Source organism: Nibrella saemangeumensis, assembly GCF_039541915.1.
Classification (GTDB): domain Bacteria; phylum Bacteroidota; class Bacteroidia; order Cytophagales; family Spirosomataceae; genus Nibrella; species Nibrella saemangeumensis.
The window spans coordinates 18,089-41,754 of sequence record NZ_BAABHD010000032.1; the positions used below are offsets into that span (position 1 = coordinate 18,089).

Annotated in this window: 18 protein-coding genes; 11 read left to right on the plus strand and 7 right to left on the minus strand. The window is 53.9% G+C overall.

Annotation, left to right across the window (positions count from 1 at the left end; genetic code table 11):
• Window positions 1–184: 184 nt before the first annotated feature.
• The 3 genes from ABD949_RS16725 to ABD949_RS16735 all read left to right on the plus strand — a co-directional run bounded on the left by ABD949_RS16725 (window position 185) and on the right by ABD949_RS16735 (window position 1,495).
• Window positions 185–757 carry a DJ-1/PfpI family protein gene (locus ABD949_RS16725; protein ID WP_345245005.1) on the plus strand — a complete coding sequence of 191 codons (573 nt, stop codon included), beginning with the start codon at window positions 185–187 and terminating at the stop codon, window positions 755–757.
• 106 nt (window positions 758–863) lie between these two features.
• Window positions 864–1,100, plus strand: a complete 237-nt coding sequence (locus ABD949_RS16730; protein WP_345245006.1) for a type II toxin-antitoxin system Phd/YefM family antitoxin — start codon at window positions 864–866, stop codon at window positions 1,098–1,100.
• Window positions 1,097–1,495, plus strand: a complete 399-nt coding sequence (locus ABD949_RS16735) for a type II toxin-antitoxin system VapC family toxin (protein ID WP_345245007.1) — start codon at window positions 1,097–1,099, stop codon at window positions 1,493–1,495. The genes ABD949_RS16730 and ABD949_RS16735 overlap by 4 nt, the downstream gene beginning before the upstream one ends.
• A gap of 113 nt (window positions 1,496–1,608) precedes the next feature.
• Here the strand turns inward: ABD949_RS16735 and ABD949_RS16740 are convergent, their stop codons facing one another.
• Window positions 1,609–3,258, minus strand: a complete 1,650-nt coding sequence (locus tag ABD949_RS16740; protein ID WP_345245008.1) for an MFS transporter — start codon at window positions 3,256–3,258, stop codon at window positions 1,609–1,611.
• Window positions 3,259–3,691: 433 nt separating this feature from the next.
• Here ABD949_RS16740 and ABD949_RS16745 point away from each other — a divergent pair, with 433 nt between their 5' ends.
• The gene (locus ABD949_RS16745; RefSeq protein ID WP_345245009.1) at window positions 3,692–6,610 is read left to right on the plus strand and encodes a M16 family metallopeptidase; all 2,919 of its coding nucleotides are present in this window, start codon (window positions 3,692–3,694) and stop codon (window positions 6,608–6,610) included.
• Between the two features lie 152 nt (window positions 6,611–6,762).
• Window positions 6,763–8,469, plus strand: a complete 1,707-nt coding sequence (locus tag ABD949_RS16750; protein ID WP_345245010.1) for an IlvD/Edd family dehydratase — start codon at window positions 6,763–6,765, stop codon at window positions 8,467–8,469.
• A 62-nt stretch (window positions 8,470–8,531) separates the two neighbouring features.
• On the opposite strand, the gene ABD949_RS16755 is transcribed toward ABD949_RS16750, so the two are convergent.
• Complete coding sequence (locus ABD949_RS16755) at window positions 8,532–8,723, minus strand: cold-shock protein (protein WP_345245011.1); 192 nt, start codon at window positions 8,721–8,723, stop codon at window positions 8,532–8,534.
• Between the two features lie 126 nt (window positions 8,724–8,849).
• Here ABD949_RS16755 and ABD949_RS16760 point away from each other — a divergent pair, with 126 nt between their 5' ends.
• Complete coding sequence (locus ABD949_RS16760; protein WP_345245012.1) at window positions 8,850–11,501, plus strand: S41 family peptidase; 2,652 nt, start codon at window positions 8,850–8,852, stop codon at window positions 11,499–11,501.
• Window positions 11,502–11,538: 37 nt separating this feature from the next.
• Here ABD949_RS16760 and ABD949_RS16765 read toward each other — a convergent pair whose 3' ends face one another.
• Window positions 11,539–12,138, minus strand: a complete 600-nt coding sequence (locus ABD949_RS16765; RefSeq protein WP_345245013.1) for a nitroreductase family protein — start codon at window positions 12,136–12,138, stop codon at window positions 11,539–11,541.
• Between the two features lie 177 nt (window positions 12,139–12,315).
• Here ABD949_RS16765 and ABD949_RS16770 point away from each other — a divergent pair, with 177 nt between their 5' ends.
• The 4 genes from ABD949_RS16770 (at window position 12,316) to ABD949_RS16785 (ending at window position 16,507) form a co-directional block, all read left to right on the plus strand.
• Window positions 12,316–13,089, plus strand: a complete 774-nt coding sequence (locus ABD949_RS16770; protein ID WP_345245014.1) for an SDR family NAD(P)-dependent oxidoreductase — start codon at window positions 12,316–12,318, stop codon at window positions 13,087–13,089.
• Window positions 13,090–13,352: 263 nt separating this feature from the next.
• Window positions 13,353–13,670: a hypothetical protein gene (locus tag ABD949_RS16775; RefSeq protein ID WP_345245015.1), complete on the plus strand. Its 318-nt coding sequence runs from the start codon at window positions 13,353–13,355 to the stop codon at window positions 13,668–13,670.
• A 175-nt stretch (window positions 13,671–13,845) separates the two neighbouring features.
• The gene (locus ABD949_RS16780) at window positions 13,846–14,451 is read left to right on the plus strand and encodes a porin family protein (protein WP_345245016.1); all 606 of its coding nucleotides are present in this window, start codon (window positions 13,846–13,848) and stop codon (window positions 14,449–14,451) included.
• Between the two features lie 160 nt (window positions 14,452–14,611).
• The gene (locus ABD949_RS16785) at window positions 14,612–16,507 is read left to right on the plus strand and encodes a glycoside hydrolase family 2 protein (protein WP_345245017.1); all 1,896 of its coding nucleotides are present in this window, start codon (window positions 14,612–14,614) and stop codon (window positions 16,505–16,507) included.
• Here ABD949_RS16785 and ABD949_RS16790 read toward each other — a convergent pair.
• From ABD949_RS16790 to ABD949_RS16800, 3 genes are all read right to left on the minus strand, one after another.
• A complete protein-coding gene (locus ABD949_RS16790) occupies window positions 16,489–17,103 on the minus strand; it encodes a DJ-1/PfpI family protein (protein ID WP_345245018.1) in 615 nt (204 codons plus the stop codon). The two genes, ABD949_RS16785 and ABD949_RS16790, sit on opposite strands and share 19 nt — an antisense overlap.
• Window positions 17,104–17,212: 109 nt before the next feature.
• Entirely contained in the window at window positions 17,213–18,133 is a 921-nt protein-coding gene (locus ABD949_RS16795) for an EamA family transporter (RefSeq protein ID WP_345245019.1), read from the minus strand.
• A 152-nt stretch (window positions 18,134–18,285) separates the two neighbouring features.
• Window positions 18,286–19,719: a leucine-rich repeat domain-containing protein gene (locus tag ABD949_RS16800; RefSeq protein WP_345245020.1), complete on the minus strand. Its 1,434-nt coding sequence runs from the start codon at window positions 19,717–19,719 to the stop codon at window positions 18,286–18,288.
• A gap of 219 nt (window positions 19,720–19,938) precedes the next feature.
• Between ABD949_RS16800 and ABD949_RS16805 the strand changes: the two genes are divergently transcribed.
• Window positions 19,939–20,748: a mechanosensitive ion channel family protein gene (locus ABD949_RS16805; RefSeq protein ID WP_345245021.1), complete on the plus strand. Its 810-nt coding sequence runs from the start codon at window positions 19,939–19,941 to the stop codon at window positions 20,746–20,748.
• A 78-nt stretch (window positions 20,749–20,826) separates the two neighbouring features.
• On the opposite strand, the gene ABD949_RS16810 is transcribed toward ABD949_RS16805, so the two are convergent.
• Entirely contained in the window at window positions 20,827–23,622 is a 2,796-nt protein-coding gene (locus ABD949_RS16810) for a M16 family metallopeptidase (protein ID WP_425576765.1), read from the minus strand.
• Between the last annotated feature and the right edge of the window lie 44 nt (window positions 23,623–23,666).

Genomic DNA, 23,666 nt, shown 5'->3' on the forward strand with positions numbered 1-23,666 from the left:
TGACCTAATGTACACGTTTTATTCAGCTATTCAATGGCATACCGGTACGCCGTTGAACGGCTGAAAATCAAACTCCGGTTGATGCTGTGTTGCGTTAGATGATGAAGAAGTATACCAGTGAGGGACTGAATGTTGTCTGGTAAAATGGCTATATTTCCGCCCGAAACCCTAATCGCTTATTCCCATGAATCGCAAAATACTGGTCGTCACCGGCGATGGTGGCGAAAGCTACGAAACCTTATACGCTGTACACCGCTTTCAGGAAGAGGGCGATACGGCCGTAATTGCTGCCCCCAGCAAGCGCCGGCTCAACCTGGTCATGCACGATTTTGAGCCCGGCTGGGATACCTACATCGAGCGCCCCGGCTATTGCCTGGCCTCCGACCTGACCATTCAGGATGTGGTGGTAGATGAATACGATGCCATTTTGCTGCTCGGCGGTCGCGCGCCCGAGTACCTGCGCAACCATACCGTTCTGCTGGAAGTGGTGCGTGAGTTTGACCGCCAGGGCAAGTGGGTTTTTGCCATCTGCCACGGTATCCAGATTCTGGTAACGGCCGGCCTGGCCAATAATCGCACGGTTACCGCCTACGAGCATGTCCGCGCCGAGATCGAGATGGGCGGGGGGACCTATTCTACCCAGCAGGCTGTCCGCGACGGAAACATGGTAACGGCCCAGACCTGGCAGTCGCATCCGGATTTCTACCGGGAGGTATTCGCATGTCTGAAAGAGGCCGAGCTGGTAGGGAGGGAGTAGAGGAGGAAAGGAATAAAGGGTGGACATGATTACGCTCCTCCTTTATTCCTTTTTTTCTTGACAAGTTGTCAGGAAAGAGGTAGCTTTGGTAATAAAGACAGAAGCGATGAAAACAATGACGGTTGGGGATTTGAAAGCCCGATTTTCGGAAGTTATTCAGGAGGTGAAAGCAGGAGAGGAGATTGCCGTTACCTTTGGCAAAAAGAAGGAAATTGTCGCTTATCTGGTTCCGAAATCGACTCGAAAGCCTGCAAAGCGACAGTTGGGATTATTGAAAGATAAAGGGAACGTCCTATTTACCGACGATTTTAAAATTACAGAGGAGGAATTCCTGGGTCTATGAACTACCTCCTGGATACACATACGCTAATTTGGGCAGTTACAGAACCTCAGAAATTATCGACTCCCGTTAGAAATATTCTTGAAGATTCCGGACAGGTTATTCTGGTTAGTGCCATCAGTTTTTGGGAAATTTCACTCAAACATTCTATCCAGAAACTCCGGTTAGACAAATTAACTCCTGAGGATTTTGAGCAGGCTGCTGTAGCTACAGGATTTCAACTGCTGGATTTAGATGGTTCTACCGCAGCTTCGTATCATAAACTTACCGCTACCTACCATCGGGACCCGTTTGACCGTATGCTGATTTGGCAGGCGCTGCAAGCTGATTTTACGCTAATCAGCAAAGACGAAATAATACAGAAATACACCAGCGAGGGTTTGAAGGTGGTCTGGTAGAAACATATTCCAAAAACTACCAAGCACAATGTAGTCAAACACGCTCAGGCGAGTCGGGGGAACTGGCGATTGAGCAGGTGGCGGGGGTGTTGCAGATTCGGGTGGAGGACAATTCAGCCACTCATCGTATCCATACCGGCGATAAACGGCGGTTGCTCGACACCCGGCTGCGTCACAAAGTGAGAGACTACGGGCCTGTCAGGGCCGGTATGGAAGCGGTGTACCTGCTGCTCAATGCGGGTGTCTTCGCGGGTAAAGCGGTGGTGCTGCCGCAGGTGTTCACCCCAGGAGGCTACCGTGTAAAACTCCACCTGGCGGGTAGGATCGGTGATGTCGGAAAAGACGCCCGCCCGCAAGGCACCATCCCGTAAGCGCAGGCGCTTCAGGGGCTCCATGGCTTTTAAAAAATCCGCCAGTTCCGATGGATTGATCCGGTACTCGATCATGACAACGACCGGGCCCTGCTCCGGGCGGATCGGCTGCGTTACCGGCGGGTCGGGCCAGCCTTCGGCGGGCGTCATGTCGGGTGTCTGCCCGTAAGGGAGTCGGAAAAATAAAGGGAGCAGGGTGACCAGTACGAGCCAGCCGGCGGCCAGCAGCAGGGCCGTCGATAAGCCGTACTGGTCGGCTACGTTCCCCCAGACAAGACTGCCCAGCGCCAGACCGCCCTGAAACGCCAGCATGTAAATACTGAGCACCCTGGCCTGCACCCACTTCGGCAGATTCAACTGAATGGTTACGTTCAGGCTGGTCAGGGTCAGCAGCCAGGCAATACCCGCCAGGAACATAACAGGGTATAACCAGTAGGCAGTGGTAACCGTTGCCAGCGCCAGGTTTACGCCGGCAAAGGTGAGGGTAGTGGCAATCATGCGCCATTCGATATGCAGACGCTGGGCTATCCGGCTGAGAACCAACGCACCCGTTACGGCCCCGGCCCCAATCGAGGTCAGCATGGAGCTGTATACACCCGCATCCAGCTGCAGTCGGCGGGCCACTACCAGCGACAGGAGTGCCCACATCGCGCTGGTCCCAAAGGTAAAGGTGATGCCCCGGATCAGAATAGCGTGGATAGCGGGAGAAAAACGGACGTAGCGGAGACCGGCGCGTAAGGCGGAGAAGAAATCCTCGACCGGCACATTCATTTCCATCGGTTTGCGTTTCCAGCGGTATAGCACTGCACAGGTAGCCAGAAACGATACCCCATTCAGCAGAAACACGTAGCCGGGCGAGTAGTGCGCGATAATCAGCCCGCCCAGTGCCGGACCAATCGCCCGCGATAAGTTGATACTGACCCCGTTGAGAATCAGCGCGGCCGGTAGTACCGGGCGGGGTACCAGTTCCGGCGCAATGGACTGCCAGGCCGGCGTATTCAGGGCGGCCCCGATGCCCAGCAGAAACGTGAAGGATAAGATTGTGTAGGGCGATATGCTACCGGTGAGCGTCAGCACGCCCAGCAGACCGGCTACCCCCGCCATAAAGAGCTGGGTAGTCAACAGTAGCCGCCGGCGGTCCAGCAAGTCGGCCAGGGCACCGGCCGGAATGCTCAGCATAAAAATAGGCAGACTGGTGGCTGTTTGCATGAGTGCGACCAGGACCTGTGATTGGGACAAGGTTGTCAGCAGCCATACCCCCGCCATATTCTGCATCCAGGTGCCGATGTTCGACACGAAGGCCGCCAGCCAGATCGCCCGGAAGACTGGCGTCTGAAAGGCTGTCCAGATGGAAACGGGTTCGGAAGAGGCAGGCGTATTTGTTAGGGCCATACAGTAGCAGTGGTGGGTAACCTGCTTGAAAACCCGCAATGGGCCAGATATGTTAGCGGTTCCTTAGGGAAGGTCATTGGTATCCCGCCGGAGCCGCTCTTGTGGTGTTTTGCCGGTTGCTCGTCCTCGACTGTGTCGAGGGACGGGCGAGGTTCGCGTTTGTAACGCGAGTGTAAAGGTTAACTATTTTCTTATCGCGTTACAAACCGCACCGGCGGACCGGCGAACCTCGACCGCCACGCGATACAATCGCGGGCGAACAGTGCGGGCGGGCAACCGGCTGCTAATTCTTATAAAATAAGCAGCCCGCCGGAGCCGCTCTAGTGGCGTTTTACCCTTTATCAAAATGTGCTTGTCTGAGCGACAGTCTTTTTGTAATTTGCTAAGCTATTGACAGTTTTCGGGCTGGTCCTATAAACTTACTCATTCTTTCATGAAAAAAAATGTCTTACCAGTAATCGGGTTACTCTGCCTGCTTACTTCATCAGCGGCTTTTTCGCAGGCCAGACTGGTAGAAAAAGTAACCCGGAAAGGCAATGAGCTTGTCATCCCCTACGAGAAGTACGTGCTGCCCAACGGCCTGACGCTGGTGGTTCACGAAGACCGCTCCGATCCCATTGTTCACGTCGATGTGACCTACCATGTGGGCTCGGCGCGGGAAGAAATCGGCAAGTCGGGTTTTGCGCACTTCTTTGAGCACATGATGTTCCAGGGCTCCGACCACGTAGCCGACGAAGAACACTTCAAGATCGTAACCGAGTCGGGCGGTACCCTCAACGGCTCCACCAATCGCGACCGTACCAATTACTACGAAACCCTGCCCAGCAACCAGTTGGAGCGGGCGCTCTGGCTGGAAGCCGACCGCATGGGTTTTCTGCTGGATGCCGTGACCCAGAAGAAATTCGAGATTCAACGGGCTACCGTGAAAAACGAGCGCGGCCAGAACTATGACAACCGTCCATATGGTCTGATAGGTGAGGTGTCGGCTAAAAATCTGTATGCCTATGGGCACCCATACTCCTGGCTGACCATTGGGTATGTAGAAGACCTGAACCGGGTCGATGTCAATGACCTGAAGAATTTCTTCCTGCGCTGGTACGGTCCCAACAATGCAGTGGTGACAATCGGGGGCGACGTAGATAGCAAGCAGGTGGTAAAGCTTGTAGAGAAATATTTCGGCTCTATTCCGAAAGGGCCGGAGGTGACCAAAACGGTAGTGCCAACCCCCGTCGTGGAAAAAGACCGCTATGTCTCGTACGAAGACAACATCCGGTTCCCGATGGTGCGGATGACGTATCCCACCGTACCTAACTACCATCCCGATGAGGCTCCGCTCGATGTGCTGGCCGAAATTCTGGGTGGCGGTAAAAACTCGCTGTTCTACAAAAACCTCGTGAAGAGTCAGAAAGCCGTTCAGGCCAATGCGAGTCATCCGGCTTTTGAACTGGCCGGGGAATTTACCTTTACCGCCTTGGCCTATCCGGGTGTCCGGCCCGATACGCTGGAAGCTATTATGCGCCGGACCATCGCCGAATTTGATGCGCGCGGTGTTATGGACGATGATCTGGCAAGAGCCAAAGCCGGACGCGAAGCCGACATTATCCAGGGGCTGTCGAGTGTCTCCGGTAAAGTATCGCAACTGGCTCAGTATCAGACCTTCCTGGGTAATCCGAATTACCTGCCGAAAGAGCTCAAGCGCTACCAGGACGTAACCAAAGCGGATGTCATGCGGGTGTATAATCAATACGTCAAGGGTAAAAAGGGCGTGGTACTGAGTGTGTATCCCAAAGGCAAACCCGAACTGGTAGCGGCTGCTGATAACTATAAGGTGGACTCAACCAACTACAAGGCCCCTGATTACGGGTATAAGGGGTTGGCGTACAACAAAGCAAAGGACTCGTTTGACCGGGCTAAAAAGCCGGCATCCGGCACCAATCCGGTCGTGAAAGTGCCGCCGTACTGGACCGACAAAGTGGGTAAAGGCATTAAAGTCATTGGGACAAAGAATGACGAAATACCGACCGTGACCATGCGTTTTGCCATCAAAGGCGGACATTTGCTGTCGGCTAATGACCCATCCAAAGCCGGAGTAGCGCAACTAACGGCCGCCCTGCTGAACGAAGGCACGGAGAAGTATTCGGCAGAAGAGGTTAGCAACCAGTTGGAGAAACTTGGAAGCAGTATCTCGTTTAATGCCGGTACAGAAGAGATTACGGTATCGGTTCAGTCCCTGACGAAGAATCTTGACGCTACGCTGGCGCTGCTGGAAGAGAAGCTGTTGCATCCCCGGTTTGCGGAGGAAGATTTCAACCGGTTGAAAAAACAGCAGCTGGAGTTTATCAATAACCAGAGTACCCAGCCGGTCGCTATTGCCAACAACGTGTATAACAAGCTGCTGTACGGCGATAAAAATATCCGGGCGGTGCCGGTGATTGGTACGCCTGAAACGGTGCAGCGCATTACCCTGGACGATGTAAAGGCTTTTTATCGCAACTACCTGTCGCCTTCGGTAACCAATCTGGTCGTTGTGGGGGATGTCGAGCAGTCGGTGGTGATGCCGAAGCTGGCTTTCCTGAACAAATGGGCCGCGAAGAACGTAACCATCCCGACGGCAGCTCCGGCTAAGGCGGGCAATAAAACAACCGTTTTCCTGGTAGATAAAGAGAAAGCGGCTCAATCGGAGATCCGGGTGGGTTATCTGACCAACATGCCGTATGATGCCACGGGTGACTACTACCGCGCCGGTCTGGTCAACTACATTCTGGGTGGGGCCTTCAACAGCCGGATTAACCTGAACCTGCGCGAAGATAAAGGCTGGACCTATGGTGCCCGCTCAGGCTTCTCCAGCACACAGACACCGGGTCCGTTCACGGCCCAGGCGGGCGTAAAAGCTACGGCTACCGATAGTTCGGTGGTGGAGTTCGTTAAGGAGATTACCAATTACACCAGAACGGGTATCACCGATGCCGAGCTGGTATTCCTGAAGAGTTCCGTTGGTCAGCGTGATGCGTTGCGCTACGAAACGGCTTTCCAGAAGGCGGCTTTCCTGAGCAACATCATTGAGTACAACCTACCGCGTGATTTTGTGGAGAAGCAGACGGCGATCCTGAACAAACTGACGAAAGCAGAAGCCGACGCCCTGGCCAAAAAGCTCCTGCCCGTCGACAAAATGGTGATTACCGTTGTGGGTGACAAGGCGCTGGTGAAACCCGGCCTGAGCCGCCTGGGCTATGATGTTGTGGAACTGGATAAGAACGGCAACCCGCTGACTACGGCCGAGGCCGCGACCGAAAGAACAACCAGCCCGCCGGCGTCGGTTGGGGGCGCTCCGGTTAAAGAAAAGAAGAACTGATCTGGTTCTCCAACAAAAAAGCCGCCTTCGGGTGGCTTTTTTGTTGGAGGATTTCCTGACTTGCTTAGTAAAACCCGGCTGATTATAACTTTTGCTGATAAGGTTTTAACTTCAAACCATAAACCTTCAAACCACAAACGTACTAGGAAAGAATGGACCTGCGCTCCCAAGAATGGTTCGGCCGCACCGGTAAAGACGGCTTTATATATCGGGCCTGGATGAAAAACCAGGGCTTACCCCACCACCTGTTCGAGAAAAAGCCGGTTATCGGCATTTGCAATACCTGGTCGGAACTGACCCCGTGTAACGCCCACTTCCGCGACCTGGCTGAGGCCGTGAAGCGGGGCGTATGGGAAGCCGGCGGCTTTCCGCTGGAGTTTCCGGTGATGTCGCTGGGCGAGTGTCAGATCAAGCCCACAGCCATGCTGTTCCGTAACCTCGCCAGTATGGATGTGGAGGAGTCGATCCGGGGTAACTCCATTGATGGGGTAATCCTGATGTGTGGCTGCGATAAAACGACCCCCTCGCTGGTGATGGGGGCGTGCAGCGTGAATATTCCCACACTGGTCGTGTCGGGTGGGCCGATGCTGGCGGGTCGTTTCCAGGGCCGGAAAATCGGTACCAGCGACCTGTGGCGGTTTGCCGAGGACTTCAAAACGGGCAAGATGTCGCAGGCGGAGTTTGTGACGGCCGAGGCTTGTATGGCCCGCTCCATCGGCCACTGCGCCCCCATGGGAACGGCCTCTACCATGGCAGCCATGGTGGAATCGCTCGGTCTGGCCCTGCCGGATAATGCGACCATTCCGGCCGCCGACTCCCGCCGAAAAGTGCTGGCCCATATGGCCGGTATCCGGGCGGTGGAATTAGTGAAAGAAAACGTGCGGCCGTCTGATATTCTGACGCGGCAGGCGTTTGAGAACGCTATCATGGTAAATGCAGCCCTGGGCGGTTCTACCAACTTTATCATCCACCTGATGGCCATCGCCGGCCGGATTGGCGTAGAGTTAACGCTGGAAGATTTCGACCGGCTATCGGCGAAGATTCCACTGGTGGCCAATGTGCAGCCGTCGGGTGAACACTTCGTAGAAGATTTGTTTTACGCAGGTGGTTTGCCAGCGGTGATCCGGGAACTGAAAGACTTCCTGCACAACGATGCCATGACCATCAACGGCCGCCCTATCGGCGACAACTGCGTAGAGGCCCAGTGCTTTGACCGCAACGTCATTGCTACTGTAGAAGAACCTTTTAAACCGGAGTCAGGAATTGCGGTACTACGGGGTAATCTGTGCAAAAATGGTGCGGTACTCAAACCCTCGGCGGCCACGCCCGAACTGATGCAGCATACCGGCCGGGCGGTGGTCTTCGAGAACATCGACGACTACAAAGCCCGCATTGATGATCCGGATCTGGACGTTGACCCGTCGTGCGTGCTGGTGCTGAAAAACGTTGGACCAAAAGGGTATCCGGGTATGCCGGAGGTCGGTAATATGCAGTTGCCAGCCAAGATTCTGGCGCAGGGCGTACACGATATGGTCCGGATCTCCGACGGCCGCATGAGTGGTACCGGCTACGGCACGGTGGTGCTGCATGTATCACCCGAAGCGGCCATTGGTGGTAACCTCGCGCTGGTGCAGAATGGCGATATGATTACCCTCGATGTGGAGCAGCGGCTGCTGCACCTGCACGTCTCCGACGAAGAACTGGCCCAGCGGCTGGTCAAGTGGCAGTTGCCGGAACTGGGCTACGATCGTGGTTACGTCAACATGTTTATCCGCCACGTAACCCAGGCGCATGAGGGAGCCGACTTTGATTTTCTGCGGGGTGCTTCCGGACCGGTCGTCAAACGGGATTCGCACTAAACAAAAAATCCCCGCCAGTGATGGCGGGGATTCTCGTCTTGCAGTATTCTTATATCTCTCGATTAAATAAGCTCTACATTGATGGCGTTCAGACCTTTGCGGCCTTCTTCAACCTCAAACTTAACTTTGTCGTTCTGACGAACCTCGTCAATTAAACCAGAGACGTGAACGAAAATGTCTTTGTCTGAATCTGATGGTGTGATGAATCCAAAGCCTTTAAGGTCATTGAAAAACTTAACTGTTCCTGTTTGCATTACTTGTATTTTCTAGAATTTCTATAAAGATACGGCGTTTAATCCGTGTATCCTAATTTCAAATGAAATTAGTGGTCTATCTTAACTAATGCTATACATGTCGTGAGGCTGCTTTGCTCAATATTCATGTTGCTGGTGTTTCGCGCTGTGTTGGCCCAAACGCCACTTTCCCTATCAGGAACCGTTACGGATAAGGCCACGGGTAAAGCCTTGCCCTACGCTACCATTCGTCTGGCCGGCACCAGCCTTGGCACCACCACAAACCAGGCTGGTGCATTCGTTTTCAGGATTCCGGCAAATCCACCCAGTCAGGTAATGGTCGTTTCCTATCTGGGGTATACATCGGTTGAGGTAACCTGGCAAACGGGTGCTCAGAACCGGCTTGCCATTGCCTTGGAACCCATATCCGTTAGCCTGACGGAGGTGGTTGTCCGGCCCACTGATCCAATACCCATTCTGTACCGGAGCATCGAAAAGTTTTCCCGAAACTATGCCTCAACCCCCTATACGGCGGAGGGTTTTCAGCGGGAGTACATTACCGCCGACCGCCAGGTTATTCAACTGCTTGAAGCGGCTTTCCGGACCCAGGGATTGGGAGCGGCTCAATCGACGACCGTTCTCGATGCCAGGTACCTGGAGGACAAGAGAGAAAAAGCCCCCTTCTGGAATCCGTCGAGAGGAGGATTTTATACGTTTGGCTGGACGACAGTGTCGGGCATTGAATCGCCAAATCAGAGGACCTTTCTGGGTGTTGATCTGAAAAACTACCAGGATTTGGCCCGGTATTATGAGTTTAGGTTCAGGGGAATGAATACCCTGGATAGCAGAGACGTCTACGTGATTGACTTTGATCAGAAGAAGAACGTGCGGAAAGCCTTGTTAAAAGGTACTTTGTATATCGATGCGGAATCGGATGCCATTATCAGGCTTGAGCAGGAGGTGAGTCCACGTGGCTTATCCTTTCTCCGGCCCCACGAGACCTGGGGTGGGCTGACGGTCAGTAAAGCACCAAAACGAGTTGTGGTTCAGCAGGACCGCTGGGTGACAACGTACCGACAATTCGGTAATAAGTGGTATTTGAACAGTCTGGTAATCGACACCGACTTTTCGGCAACCCTGGCTTTTCTGGGGATCGTACAGGCTCATAAAAACTCATTGAAACTTCACTCGGAGCGGATTGTCACCAGGATCGATACCACACCCGGAGCAGGTCGGGAGGAGGAGACCAACATTGCAGCCGTTGGTAGCCTGCCCACGTTGCAGAACTTCATAAAAAAGGAGTATGAGCAGTACGATGAAACAAAAATAACCGACTGGAATGGTTTAAACTTCATAGCCCCGGATACATCCTTTGCCCAACTGGCTCGGCAACTCAGGCTCCGGAACCAGCAATGGGAAGAGGAGACCCAAAAGCAAGTCGCTGAAAAACGCCTGGTCGGCAGCGTCTATACCGATCGTCAGTTGAGTCAGGACGTTGATTATTTAGAGGAGACGCTGGAGAAAGTTCACCCCGGACTGACTTGGTACACGACAAAAGACAGCCTCGCCAGAGGCTTCAGCCTGATACGAAGCAAACTGGCCAGGACAAATAGCGAAGCAGACTTTCTATGGTTGCTTAGCCCTCTGATCGAACAAATTCATTGCGGGCATATCGGGCTGTACCCGTCGTTGACGACCCAGGAGTATCTGGCTCAGCAGGCCAACGTATTTCCTGTTGATATATGGATCAATGGTGACAGCGCCGTTGTCCTCCGCGAATACCAGGGTATCGCCAGGGGTTCAACTATTTTATCCATTAATGATCGTAACATGGCGGAGATAACAAGCAGGATATCGGCCAACATACCGTCTGATGGGTATAATCAAAGCTATAAAGCGTATCGAATGCAGCACGAGTTTCCGGTTTTGTTTGCCCGCCATATCCAAACGGCTGATACCTTCGAGGTAAAAGTCAGGGATATGGTAAGTCGGCAGGTCAGGACGATACGGCTGGCCGGCCAGCCGCTTACCAGGAAACAGACAAACGACGAGTACGCAACGGCCAGCGTCATTGACTCGCTGCGTACACTTGTCCTGACCATACCCTCCTTTTCCACCCGCCAGGACTTTCCTGCTTTTCTGGAAAAGACCTTCAGGACGATTGCGGATGAGCATATTGGCACGCTAATTATTGATCTGCGGAATAATCAGGGTGGGCGGGATGATTACGGAGCCTTGTTATACACATATTTAGCCGATGAACCGTTCCGATACTACAACCGTATTTCAGTGGGCTCAACAGATCCTGCCGTGTTAAGCCGTTTGTCCTTTGATAACGTACCACTGCCAAAGGCGCTGCCTGATTATTTGTCGGCCATTTCCAAAAAGGATGGGATGTATACCTATACCGCCCACCCCAATCTGGCTATTCAACAGCCGCAGCAAAATAGATTTAAAGGTCAGGTGTATGTACTCATCAACGGGGGAACGTTTTCGTCGGCGGCTGAATTTGCTGCAATAGCCCGGACGCATCAGCGGGCTGTATTCATTGGTCAGGAGACCGGCGGTGGGTATTACGGAAACAGTAGCCTGGCTACGCCATTTCTTACCCTGCCAAACTCTAAGGTTAGGCTGGCTATCCCGTTAGGTAAGTACGAAATGGCGGTTTCACAGGATGTCCCGGTTGGGCATGGTGTCATTCCTGATTACCTAATTACCTATTATACGGCTGATATTCTATTGAATCAGGATAAGGAGATAGAGCAATGTATTAAGCTGATTCTGAAAGGCAAAAAATAACCATCAGCCCACGGAAAACTGTGGGCTGACGTGCGTTTTACAGCGCAAGTTCGTGTTTAAACACGAACTCCGACAAATCTTTACGGTGCCGGGGTGTATGTTCGCGGGACTTAAATGGCTCCGTCAGTTCGTCCGGATCACCCAGATAGCCCAGCGCGATAAACGTGACCGGCTCGATATGCTCCGGTAAATTGAAGCTCTCAATGGTTTTCTGCCGGTCGAAACCGCCCATGATGTGGCCGTAAATGTCCAGGTTAGCGGCCTGCAGCATCAGATTAGCCGTGGCAGCCCCGGTGTCGTGCAGGTAGTATTTGTTGGGGTTACCATTGGCGGTATAGTTCTTATGTGCCAACGTCAGCACCAGTACGGCAGCATGCTTCGCCCAGACCTGGTTGCCGGGTAGTAACGCATCTGCAAACTTCTGAAAAGCTTCGTCGCCCCGGTGCGCGTACACAAACAGCCAGGGTTGCTCGTTCATGGCACTCGATGCCCACGAGGCCGCTTCAAATAAGGTATTCAGCGCATCCTGCGGAATGGCCTCGCTGGAAAACGCACGGGGGCTCCAGCGGTTTCGAATAAAGTCGGCAACCGGATACTGCGTCTTTGCTTCTTTTATATAGGTAGCATTGGAGATCATAACTAAAAAATTGAATTGTAATGACAATTAATGTATATACACTGTAATAACTATCCAGGTAGCCTTTTGGTTCGTTTTTCAGTTGCCTGCTGCTACCGACAGCCCCTCCATTTGGAATAGCGAAAGTTTGGCCGCAAATTGGGCGTCTATCCGAATACCTTGAGTCTATTCCTGACAATGCCTCAATCTAATACGTATCAACATCAAGTAGCCCTGGTAACCGGTGCCGGTCAGGGTATTGGGTTTGCTATCGCCCGCGAACTCGCCAGACAGGGAGCCGCTGTTTTGCTCAACGACCTCGACCACACCCTGGCTAAACAGGCCGCCGAAACCATTCGACAGGAGGGAGGTACCTGCCTGGCCTACCCCGGTGATGCCTCGGACGTTACATTTATTGCCGATATGGTGCAAACGGCGATTGCAGCTTTCGGCAAATTAACCATTGTGATTGCTAATGCCGGTATCACCATCTTCGGCGACTTTTTCGATTACAATCCGGAGGATTTTGAGCGGGTAATGGGCCTGAACCTGCGCGGTAGTTTTTTCCTGACCCAGGCAGCCGCCCGGCAAATGCGCAGCCAGGGGAGCGGGGGCAGTATTTTGCTGATGTCGTCGGTGGTCGGGCATCAGGCGCATCCCGGTCTGGCGGCTTACAGCATGACCAAGGCTGCGCTGGAGATGCTGGCCAAAAACCTGGTGCTAGACCTCTCCCCGCATGGCATCTCCATCAATGCCGTAGCGCCGGGAGCCACCCTGACCGAGCGGACCACTGACGACCCCACGTACATACCGATCTGGTCACGCATTACGCCTATGGGCCGGCCGGCTACGGTGGATGATATTGCTAATGCCGCCCTGTTTCTGGTATCTCCGCAGTCGCGGCACATTACGGGGCAGAGCCTGATTGTCGATGGCGGGTGGACGGCCGTCAGCCCCCCACCCGTAGCGTAGCCGGAACGGATGAGTGACTACCTTCGTCGACAGAAAAAATGGTGTGGATGTCCAATGCCTGTCTGAATCTGGGAGCGGGGCCTAATGGGTGGAGAATCAGGGAAAAAGGGGTTCGGGCTAACAATCCGAACCCCTTTTTTTAGTCTGGGCAAAACAGGCAGGGTCAAACCGGCATTCAAACAATTCTAAAAACATATATGTTAATAAAACCGGAATGCCTGCCAGACAGGCAGGTACCAGGTAAACAAAATGACTCAACGAAAATGAAAAAGGTAATTGTAGCGGCTTTTTGTGCCGCATTCCTGCTCGTCCAGTCGGCCAGCGCTCAGGCCGTTCAGGAGGCTAAGGAAGCCAAGAAGGAAATGAAGGCCGAGAAAAAGCTTGATAAGGCCGAGAAGAAGGTAATGAACGCCAAAACTGACCGGGGAATCAGCCTGACTGACGATAAAACCAAACTCGAAAAGGCGGAAAAAAAGGTTGAGAAAGCCCGGAAGAAGCAAATGAAGAGTGATGCCAAGGATATGAAGGCGCAGGCCAAGACCCGCACCAAGAAAGCGGATAAAGTCGTAGATCCTGATTAACGCTGGGTTATCGTTCCGGCAGCCGGTGGTGACCCACCGGCTCCGGGTTTTTTCCAGCCGCGGCTGGTGTTCCGCTCCGTAAAAAATGCGGGACGTTTTAAAACAACCTTTGTTTAAAGGATTAAACAAGCTCATGGCTACCTTGAGCTCGTCTGGTAAACACAAATACAACGTTATGAAAAAGGTAAATTTGATGGGAATGGCCCTGGGGCTGCTGCTGACCAGTCAGGTGCTGGCGCAGGATGTTCACCTGGGACTGAAAGCAGGTGTTAACGCATACAATACCGTGGTTGCCGACCGCAATACGGGTGGTAAACTGGCGGCTGTTGATTATAAGCCGGGTTTCCATGTGGGAGGTTTGGCGCACATTCATTTGTCACCGCGCTGGGCGGTGCAACCGGAGCTGATGTATTCCGGCCAGGGTGGCCGGCAAACCGTGTCGGGCGTTGAGACCCGGTGGAATACCAACTATATCAACGTACCGATTCTGGCCCAGTTTATGTTTGGTGATGGGTTTCGCGTTCAGGCGGGTCCGCAGATTGGTTTTTTGACCAGCGCAAAAATGATCCGGGAAGGTAACACGTCCAATGTTACCCAGAACTACAACCCGATCGATGCCGGTCTGGCTACCGGCCTTAGTTATGTAGGAGCCACTGGTCTGGGCGTTGATGCCCGCTGGGTATTCGGCCTGACCAATATCAACAAAGGCACAGCCACTACCTATACCCGGAATAACGGGGCACAGGTTGGTATCTTTTACCTGCTAAACTATCATCGTTAATCATTTCATTTGCTAATACGACAAAGGCCGGGCAGTGTTCCGGCCTTTTTGGTTGGGTCGTGGTCACCCGTAGCCTAACCTTTCTGAAACCGGCAGGATAGCCCGTGAGTTTATCAGCATAGTCAACCGGGCGATACCATCGCCTACACAATAAAACCCTATGAATCCGGAACATCCCAATTATGGCTTTGCCGCCAGCCGAGAAGAAGACGTTCTCCTTGAAGAGACAGAATTTGTCAATCCTTTACCCCGTGCGGTACTTCGCCCGAACAACCATATGCTGCTGGATGGCGAGTGGCGGTTTGCCATTGACCACAACGACCGGGGCATGACCGATAACTGGTATTTGGGCCACCAGTATGACCATATGGCCCACTGGCCCGGCTCCGTGGAAGATCATATGGCAAAGGCCAAAGAGGAGCATCAGACAACGTTCTGGCGCGATAAGGTGGTTGTCTGGTATGAGCGGGACTTTCCCAAGCCGGAGCGGTCGGAGTCGCCGGAGCGGGCCATGTTCCAAATCACCTTCGGGGCCTGTGGCTACGAAACCCGTGTCTGGCTGAATGGGCATCCGCTAACTACCGTTGAAGGGGAGGAGGCTCATTATGGGGAGTATACTTCGTTTTCGTTTGAATTATCGGAGGAGAGTCTAAAGCCCGTGAACCGGCTGACAGTGCGGATTGCCGACACCATGGATGCTGATATTCCGAGGGGCAAACAGGAGTCGCACGTGTATAAACGGGGGGGGATCTGGTACCAGACATATACCGGTGCCGTACGGAGTGTGTGGCTCGAAACGGTGGAACGGAATCGGCTGCGGTCGCGGGTAGGTGTGGTCAGCATAGTAGAGGACCAGCTGGTGCGTTTTAATCTCACCACCCGAATTCACGATCCCGGGGATTATATTCTGCGGTTGAAGGTGTATGAACGGGGGCAAAAATCGTCGCAGCCGCTGGCTACCTCCGACTTTCCACTTAAACTGGAGGCCGGCCAGAAGCAGCAGCGCGTAGTCATGGAGGTGCCGCAGGCAAAGCTGTGGTCTCCGGAGTCCCCTAACCTATACCGGTTGGTGGCGCAACTTATTGACCATGAGGGGTACCCGGCCCAGATCGAGTCAACGTTCGGCCTGCGGAAGATAGAGTCCAGAGGGCGCTACGTTTACCTGAACAATACCTCTATCTACCTGGATGGTATTTTGTACCAGCCCGGTACGGCAACGTTTGACGAGATGCGCCTGCATATGCGGGCGATGAAAGAACTGGGCTGTAACCTAGTGCGGGTACACATTGCCGGGGTAGACCCCCGCATTTATAATCTGGCCGACGAAATGGGAATGTTGCTCTGGGTGGAGGTGCCCAGCCCGCACAGTTCCAACCAGTTGAGCCGGGCTAACCACCGCGCCGAATTGCTCCGGATGCTCAGCCTGATTGAAACGCATCCGTCGGTGGTGATCTGGAGCCTGTATAATGAGGATTGGGGGGCTCAGGATATTGCCATCAACCCCGAGACCCGGAAATACATTATCGAGATGTACCATTTCATGCAGATTCATCACCCGCAGTTTCTGGTGGTCGACAACGATGGCTGGCATCACATCTCCTGCGAGGGCCGGCTCAAGTCGGACCTGCTGACTGCCCATCTGTACACCCCGGATCCGGAGCGATGGAGCGACCTGCTCGACCGGCTGGTGGAGGGGCAGATGGAGGGCGTAGCCGCTTATCCGCTCGTGGTAGGTGATCCGTTCTTTTACCGTCGGCAGGTGCCGCTAATCGTCAGCGAATGGGGTGGTTTTGGCTTTGCCGATTATGGCGGACCGGCCGAAGCGGAGGAGCGTACCGAGCGCATCCGGCAGTTTAAGCGGGAGTTGCGGGAACGCGATATTGCCGGTGATGTATACACGCAGGCCACTAATATTGAAGATGAGCGCAATGGCCTGATTGATCCGCACACGGGCGAACTGACCGTACCGGCCGGCCTGCTTCAGTCTAAACCGCTGAAGCCGGACCCTTCGCCCCTGTCGGTGTCGTCGCTGACGGCTCAGGAGCGTCGCCAGTAGTCATATTGCATGTACCAGGCTGTTTCGTCGGCAGCATCGGGACCCAACAGCCGACTGACCACGTACAGGGACATATCAATACCCGCCGACACTCCGGCTGAGGTAATTACTTTACCGTTGTCCACATAACGGTCGTCGGGCCGGACGCTTGTGGTGGGGGATGCCTCTCTGAGGGCATCCATCGCCATAAAGTGGGTGGTAGCCGCCAGCTTATCGAGCAGGCCGGTGCGCGCCAATATGAGTGAACCGGTGCAGACCGACAAAATCAGTTCGGCCGGGTCGGCGTACCGGCGAATCCAGTCCAGCACCACTGGATTGTGCATTTCGCGCCGGCTGCCGAACGGTGTACCATTGGCATGGTAGCCGCCCCCGCCGGGGATTAGCAGAATGTCGGGTTGGGGATGCTCGTCGAGGCCATAGGTTGGGGTAATGGTCAGGCCGTTGCGGGCAATCACTGGGCTCTTCTCGGCTACCGTAAACACGTTGAAGGGCGGCTCGCCCCCGCTGCGCAGACCGGCTACCCCGAAGACTTCAAACGGCCCGGCAAAATCCAGCACTTCAATTTCGTTGAACAGGAAGATCGCGACGTCTCTCATAGATGATTCAAGTTCCAGGTTTCAGCCGAGCGGCCGTCGGACCACCGAAGCGGTGCCGTTTCAAGTTAACTGACGCCAAAACGACATGAAACTTGAATCAATTTAAAAACTATTTCCGTCCCAGCGTAATCAGGACAACCCCCGAAATGATAATGGCGGCACCAATGAGCGACTGGCCGGTAATAGTTTCTCCCGCGAACAATGAACCCAGTAACAGGGCTACCACCGGGTTGACGTAAGCGTAAGTGGCAACCAGCTGCGGGGGCGCATTACGGGCCAGCCAGGCGTATGACGAGAAGCCGATAATTGACCCGAATACGACCAGATACAGCATAGAACCTAGCGCCTTAGGCGGAGCCTGTACCAGGGTAAAGAGCGTAACAGGTTCCGTCAGCATACTCACCGTCAGCAGGCCCAGACCACCCACCAGCATTTGCATGCCGCTGGAAATGACCTGCCCCGGCAGCGACAACCGCCCCGACAGCAGCGTACCCACCGCCCAGGCCAGGTTCCCAATGGTGATCAGCCCGGCACCGATCAGGTTGGCCTGCATGCCGCCTGCGTTGTGCAGTTTATCTGGTTTAATCAGAAAATAAACGCCCACCAGCCCGAGCAGCAGTCCGGCAATGGCCAGGTTGGACGGCCGCACTTTATTAAAGGAGAGCCAGTTCAGAGACAAGAGAAAAACCGGCAGCATACCCGCCAGCAGCGCGGCAATGCCCGTCGGAATGTATTGTAAGGCAATGGTCAGGCAGCCGTTGGCAATCCCAAGCAACAGTATACCAATGGTGCCGGCCGCCATCCACTGTTTGCGGGTAGGCATGGGCGAGCCCGTCATCCGGCCGTAGAGGTACAGAATACTCCCCGCTGCCAGAAACCGCATGGAGGCCATGTATAAAGGCGGCATCCGCTCGGTCATGAAATGAATGAACAGGTAAGTAGAGCCCCACAGAATATACACCGACGTCAGCGCCAGGATGAGCGTAACGCGGTGGTTTGGGGTCGCGACGGGGGTAGTAAGAGATTGCATGGCCAGATTGTCGACTATTCGAAGTCAACAATCAAAATTGGTATTTTTCTCCGACTAAAGCCAAAATATTTTCCGGAGATGCTGTCAATATATGATTTATCAAAGGTGATTTAGAAATTCTCTCAGGATGAGTTATTGAACGGTACTGCCTGCTAATAATAAACCTCGGTCTGGTTGGTTTTCAACTGGTCGATCAGCAGGGTGTGCGGACTTTCACCGGTCGTTTTGCGGGTAACCGGATTCTGCCGGAGGTACAGTTTTTTCAGCTGCCGCAGGTTTGCCAGGGAGCCGGGGAGCTCCTGCAGGTTATTGCTGCTCAGGTCCAGTTCTTCCAGCGAGGGCAGGGCCAACAGCGTAGCCGGAACGGTGTTGAACCAGTTGTAGCCAATATCGACGATGCGCAGATATTTCAGCTGATCCAGGCGGGCGGGTAACGCACTAAGCTGGTTGTGGTGGGCGTACAGAATTTGCAGCTGGTGCATCTTCGCGACCGACTCGGGTAACTTCCTGAGCTGATTATGTGAAATGGCCAGTTGCTCCAATCTCCGCAGCCGCCCCACCGACCGGGGTAGTTCTGTCAAGTTATTGTAGTACAGGTCCAGCACGTTCAGGCGCCTAAGTTTTTTGATCTGGCGCGGTAAGGTAGTCAGGCCAACATTATACAGATTCAGGTCATTGAGCCGGCGGAGGGACCGGAGCCGGCGAATGTCAAGCGTTTTTAATTTATTATTGCCCAGCCATAGGCTTTCCAGTTTCCGATTCTGCCGGATCGAGCGCGGAATGTCGGTAAAGCTGTTCCCCTGAATGTTCAGGGCCAACAGGTGGCGGTTCTTCACAAACGAGAGGCTATCGGCCACCAGCCCATTGAACATCACACTCAGCCGTTTCAGGTTGGGTATGTTGCGGGTAAGCCGCTCGGGTATGGCTTTGATTCTGTTTCTCGACAGGTCGAGCTCCTCCAGATTCGGGAACCGGTACACTTCTTCCGGAATGTCTGTCAATTCAAGCTGGTTCAACAGCAGGGCTTTTACGGTATCGGGCCGGTTGGTAGCTTTAGCGGCTTCGAGGGTCGTAATAATGCCGGGACCTTTGCGGGTGGTGCGCGGGGGGAATACCATTCCCATCGTTTGCATACCACTTCGATGGAAGCCGGTTTGGGTCTTTAGCGGAAAGGGATGCTGTTCGTACCAGTCTCTGAGCAGGTCCAGTAAACCTGCTTCCTGGTCAGGGGTAAGTTTCGATTGGGGAAAGCTACAGATAACCCACTCATAGGAGCCATCGGAGCGGATAAATTCTTCAGTTTGCAGCAGCACACCTTTTACGGGCATCCGCTTTTGGTTCACCTGAATAAACTGGTTAAACTGCCTGCGATAACTGGCCATAGTGTCCAGGACCACTTCCGCTTTGCCACCACGACTAAAAATACCTTCTCCCTGCTTATTTCCAAATGCCGACGGATACTTTCCCGCTAACTGCGAGGGATAAATCTGCAGGCTGGCGGTATCGCGTAACAGCACCACCCGGCTTTGGCTATAGCCATTCAGGACCAGACTGCACAGCAGTACGAGAAAGGAGAGGAATTTCATCGATAACGAAGTGTTTAGTTATATAACGGAGTGGATAGCATAAAGGTATAAAATTGCAGATTAGAAGTTCAACTTCTAATCTGCAACTAAGTTACTTCAACCATCCCTCAAATGATAGACCGTTCAGGAAGATACCGCAACATTTTGACAGCAAGAGAGTTGCGCCTGTACGACTCGTCTGTTTAGACGATGTCCAGACCACAACTATCCATTATTTCTATGGAACCTTACGATGATATTGAAAGCACCGGGATCACGTTTTCCCGGCAGTTTGTTGCGTTCTTCCCGCGCCTGATCGGTGCCTTGCTGCTGCTGCTCATCGGCTGGCTTATTGCCCGGGCGGTTCGCTGGGGTGTCGAGAAACTGTTGAAGGCAATCCGGTTTGACAACCTGACGGCCAAGGTAGGCATTGATACCTTCCTGCGTAAAGGCGGTATTCAGCATTCGTCCAGCCACCTGTTTGCGACAATGATCTACTGGATACTGATGCTGATCGTGTTCGAGGCTTTCTTCAACAGCCTGGGACTCGAAATCATATCCGGTCTGCTGAACGATATTATTCTGTACGTACCGAACATTATTGTCGCTATCGTCATCCTGGTGATCGGTATGTATCTGGCCGATTTTGTGCGCGGTCTGGTGGTGGCGGCCCTGCGCAATGCCAACATCGCCCAGGCTGATCTGATTGGGCTGGCCGTTCGGGCGCTGGTCATCTTCCTGGTCTTTGCCATTGCGCTTTCGCAACTGCGTATTGCCGAAGATATTATTACCTCAGTAGTCACGCTGGTGCTGGGAGCCTTCTGTCTGGCGCTGGCCATTGCCTTCGGCTTTGGTGCCCGCGACTGGGCCGCCGACATCGTCAACCGCTATGTTCGCAACCCGCAGTCGGGGCCGACAACCACTCCAACACCCACAACCCGGGTAGGTACGTCTTATCCCAGTAATGCTCCTGGTACCTCCACTGGTACATCAGCGAATCCGTCGGACCCCGCAGATCCCATGAACCAGCCGGGACCAACGCAGCCGTAAGTGTGAGCCTGCCAATCGTCAAAAAGAAAAGAGACCCCCAAAGGTCTCTTTTCCGTATCCTGGCGGGCCGGCTCCAGGTTAGTTTTTCTTCCCTTCACCCACCGTTGCCGCCGGTTGCTTCTCGGCAATCTTTTTGGCGGCTTTCTCGAAGTCACCAGCCTGGATGATGGTCAGGCGGGCCGGGTCGATGTGTTTCTTCATGGCGGCATTGATCTGCTCAGGCGTCAGAGCCTCAATCTTCTTTTCCAGATCAGCGTCCCATGCCATCGTCCGGTTCAGGTACAGGTAATTGTTCAGCGTAGTCGACAGCGAGGGATCCTGCGCCCGTGTTACCTGCCGCGACTGCAAAAAGCCAGATTTAGCCGCTTTTACCTCCTCCGCCGTAAAGCCTTCGGTCCGCATCTTATCCAACTCCTCCAGGAATGCCTTCTGCAATTTCTCGGCATTCTCGGGGTTATAGATCGCGTAGGCCGTAAACGTGCCGGATTTGTCAAGCGGGTGCGCCGAGATACCGGAACCTACGCCGTAGCTGATCCCTTCTTTCTGGCGGATGCGGGTAGCCAGCCGCGAGTTCAGGAAGCCACCACCCAGCATGTAGTTACCCATCATTAGCGCCGGGTAATCCGGGTCATCGTCGCGCAGCGGCAGCGTCAGACCGGCCACAAACATGGCGTTGGCTTTGTCGGGCGTTTGCAGGTTCTGGGGTGTTGGTTTGATGTCCCTGTATTCGGCTGCAATGCGGCTGAACGGCATCTTCGACTTCCAGGTACCCAGCTCGTCGGTGATCACCTTCCGCACCAGCGGCTCGTCAAAATCGCCCACCACGGCTACGGTGGCGGCAGAAGCCCCGTAGAAGTCCTTGTGAAACTTCTTCAGGTCATCCAGTTTGAGGGCCTTAACCGCTTCAACTTCTTCGTCAAACGTTTTTACATAACGAATGTCTTCTTTCTGGTACGGCGACATAGTACGCTGGAAAGTATTAAAGGCAATAGCCTGCGGCTCCGACCGCTGCGACTCAATACCGGCCAATTCTTCCTGCTTCAGCTTTTCAAACTCGCTGGCGTCAAATACCGGGTTCTTCAGCATATCGCTCACCAGCCTGACTACCGCCGGCAGGTTCTCCTTTGTGGTTTTGATGTTAACGTTCACATTGTTGCTGCCACCGCCGACAGATACCTGCGCTTTCAGTTTGTCGAGTTCGTCTTTGATCTGCTGCCGGGTGCGGTTGGTGGTACCCTTGTCCAGCATGGCGGCCGTAAACGACGCAATGGTGGCTTTGTTCATCAGGCTTTTCTGATCGCCAACCCGCAGGGTCATCCGGGCGTTCACTTCGTTGCCACGGGTGGTCTTTGGCAGCAGCGCAAACTCGATGGTATTTGGTTGTTCAAAGCGTTTGGTACGGCCGTCGATGTTGGCCGGTGACGGATCGAAGGCTTCACCCTGCGCAATAGCGGCCCGGCCTTTATAGTCTTTTAGCAGGGCGGCTACGTCTACCGACTCCGGTACTTCGGTACGGTCGGGGTTGGGGTCCGGAATGAACATACCTACCGTCCGGTTCGACGGTTTCAGGTAGTATTTGGCAATGCGCTGTACATCCTGGGGCGTTACCTTCTCCAGCTGGTCGCGGTACAGGAAGCCCAGCCGCCAGTCTCCGGTTGCAATAAATTCGCTGAGCTGAATGCCCAGTCTCTCGGTGCTTTTAAACGCCAGTTCAAAGTCTTTCAGCAGCTTGGCCTTCGCCCGGTCAACTTCTTCTTTGGTTGGGGCGACAATGGCTGCCGAGTCAAGCGTATTCAGCAGGGTTTTTCTGGCATCCTCAATGGATTTGTCTTTCAGCAATTCGGCGGCAAAATACGCGTAACCCGGTTCCTTCAGGTACATGAGGTAGCCGTACTGCTGGGACGCTTTCTTGGTGTCGATCAGCTTTTTATACAGGCGGCCGGACGGTTCCATGGTCAGTACTTCCACCAGCACATCCAAGCCCGGAAAATCGGGATGCGAACCCGGCATGATGTGGTAACCGGCCGAGACCACCTGCGTGTCACCTACCCGGCGCAGTACTACATTGCGCTCACCATCCTGAATGGGTTCAATCGTATGCGTATCCTGCAATTGGCGCGTCGGGCGCGGGATGGAACCAAAGTACTCTTTGATCAGCGCGAGGGTTTTGGCTTCGTCAATTTTGCCGGCTACCAGCAGCACGGCGTTATCGGGCTGATAGTATTTCCTGTAAAATGCCTGCAGGTTTTCGATGGGTACCCGCTCCAGATCAGACCGGTTTCCGATGGTCGATTTGCCGTAGTTATGCCACAGGTACGCGGCCGACATCACGCGCTCGTTCAATACCGACTGGGGTGAGTTCTCGCCCATCTCGAACTCGTTCCGCACTACGGAAAACTCGGTATCGAGGTCTTTTTTGGCGATGTACGAGTTAATCATCCGATCAGCTTCCAGGTCGAGTGCCCACTTCAGGTTCTCGTCCGTAGCGGCAAACGTTTCGAAGTAGTTGGTGCGGTCGAGCCAGGTGGTGCCGTTCGGGCGGGCCCCGTGGGCGGTCAGCTCCTGCGGAATGTTGGGGTGTTTGGGTGTGCCTTTAAATACCATATGCTCCAGCAGGTGGGCCATCCCGGCTTCGCCCAGGCCTTCATGCCGGGAGCCGACGAGATACGTAATGTTAACGGTAATGGTCGGCTTCGACTGATCCGGGAACAAAAGTACCTTCAGCCCGTTTTTGAGCTGATACTCCGTGATGCCTTCTACCGAGGTGACTTTGGTAATACCTTCGGGAAGGGCTTGGGCCAGTAGTTGCGAGGTACAGAGCATCCACGCGGCTACAATCGGTAGCCAGCGGGTTTTTCGTAGGCGTACGAACATAAAGAAAAAGGTTTGAGTGATAGGCCTGACAAAGGTTATTCAAT

Bases quoted from the DNA above. Each gene is read 5' to 3' on its own strand.
- ABD949_RS16785 (WP_345245017.1), top strand. From the start codon at position 14,612: ATGAATCCGGAACATCCCAATTATGGCTTTGCCGCCAGCCGAGAAGAA.
- ABD949_RS16745 (WP_345245009.1), top strand. From the start codon at position 3,692: ATGAAAAAAAATGTCTTACCAGTAATCGGGTTACTCTGCCTGCTTACT.
- ABD949_RS16740 (WP_345245008.1), bottom strand. From the start codon at position 3,258: ATGGCCCTAACAAATACGCCTGCCTCTTCCGAACCCGTTTCCATCTGG.
- ABD949_RS16755 (WP_345245011.1), bottom strand. From the start codon at position 8,723: ATGCAAACAGGAACAGTTAAGTTTTTCAATGACCTTAAAGGCTTTGGA.
- ABD949_RS16725 (WP_345245005.1), top strand. From the start codon at position 185: ATGAATCGCAAAATACTGGTCGTCACCGGCGATGGTGGCGAAAGCTAC.
- ABD949_RS16775 (WP_345245015.1), top strand. From the start codon at position 13,353: ATGAAAAAGGTAATTGTAGCGGCTTTTTGTGCCGCATTCCTGCTCGTC.
- ABD949_RS16805 (WP_345245021.1), top strand. From the start codon at position 19,939: ATGGAACCTTACGATGATATTGAAAGCACCGGGATCACGTTTTCCCGG.
- ABD949_RS16800 (WP_345245020.1), bottom strand. From the start codon at position 19,719: ATGAAATTCCTCTCCTTTCTCGTACTGCTGTGCAGTCTGGTCCTGAAT.
- ABD949_RS16810 (WP_425576765.1), bottom strand. From the start codon at position 23,622: ATGTTCGTACGCCTACGAAAAACCCGCTGGCTACCGATTGTAGCCGCG.
- ABD949_RS16760 (WP_345245012.1), top strand. From the start codon at position 8,850: ATGTTGCTGGTGTTTCGCGCTGTGTTGGCCCAAACGCCACTTTCCCTA.
- ABD949_RS16790 (WP_345245018.1), bottom strand. From the start codon at position 17,103: ATGAGAGACGTCGCGATCTTCCTGTTCAACGAAATTGAAGTGCTGGAT.
- ABD949_RS16765 (WP_345245013.1), bottom strand. From the start codon at position 12,138: ATGATCTCCAATGCTACCTATATAAAAGAAGCAAAGACGCAGTATCCG.
- ABD949_RS16750 (WP_345245010.1), top strand. From the start codon at position 6,763: ATGGACCTGCGCTCCCAAGAATGGTTCGGCCGCACCGGTAAAGACGGC.
- ABD949_RS16795 (WP_345245019.1), bottom strand. From the start codon at position 18,133: ATGCAATCTCTTACTACCCCCGTCGCGACCCCAAACCACCGCGTTACG.
- ABD949_RS16770 (WP_345245014.1), top strand. From the start codon at position 12,316: ATGCCTCAATCTAATACGTATCAACATCAAGTAGCCCTGGTAACCGGT.
- ABD949_RS16780 (WP_345245016.1), top strand. From the start codon at position 13,846: ATGAAAAAGGTAAATTTGATGGGAATGGCCCTGGGGCTGCTGCTGACC.
- ABD949_RS16730 (WP_345245006.1), top strand. From the start codon at position 864: ATGAAAACAATGACGGTTGGGGATTTGAAAGCCCGATTTTCGGAAGTT.
- ABD949_RS16735 (WP_345245007.1), top strand. From the start codon at position 1,097: ATGAACTACCTCCTGGATACACATACGCTAATTTGGGCAGTTACAGAA.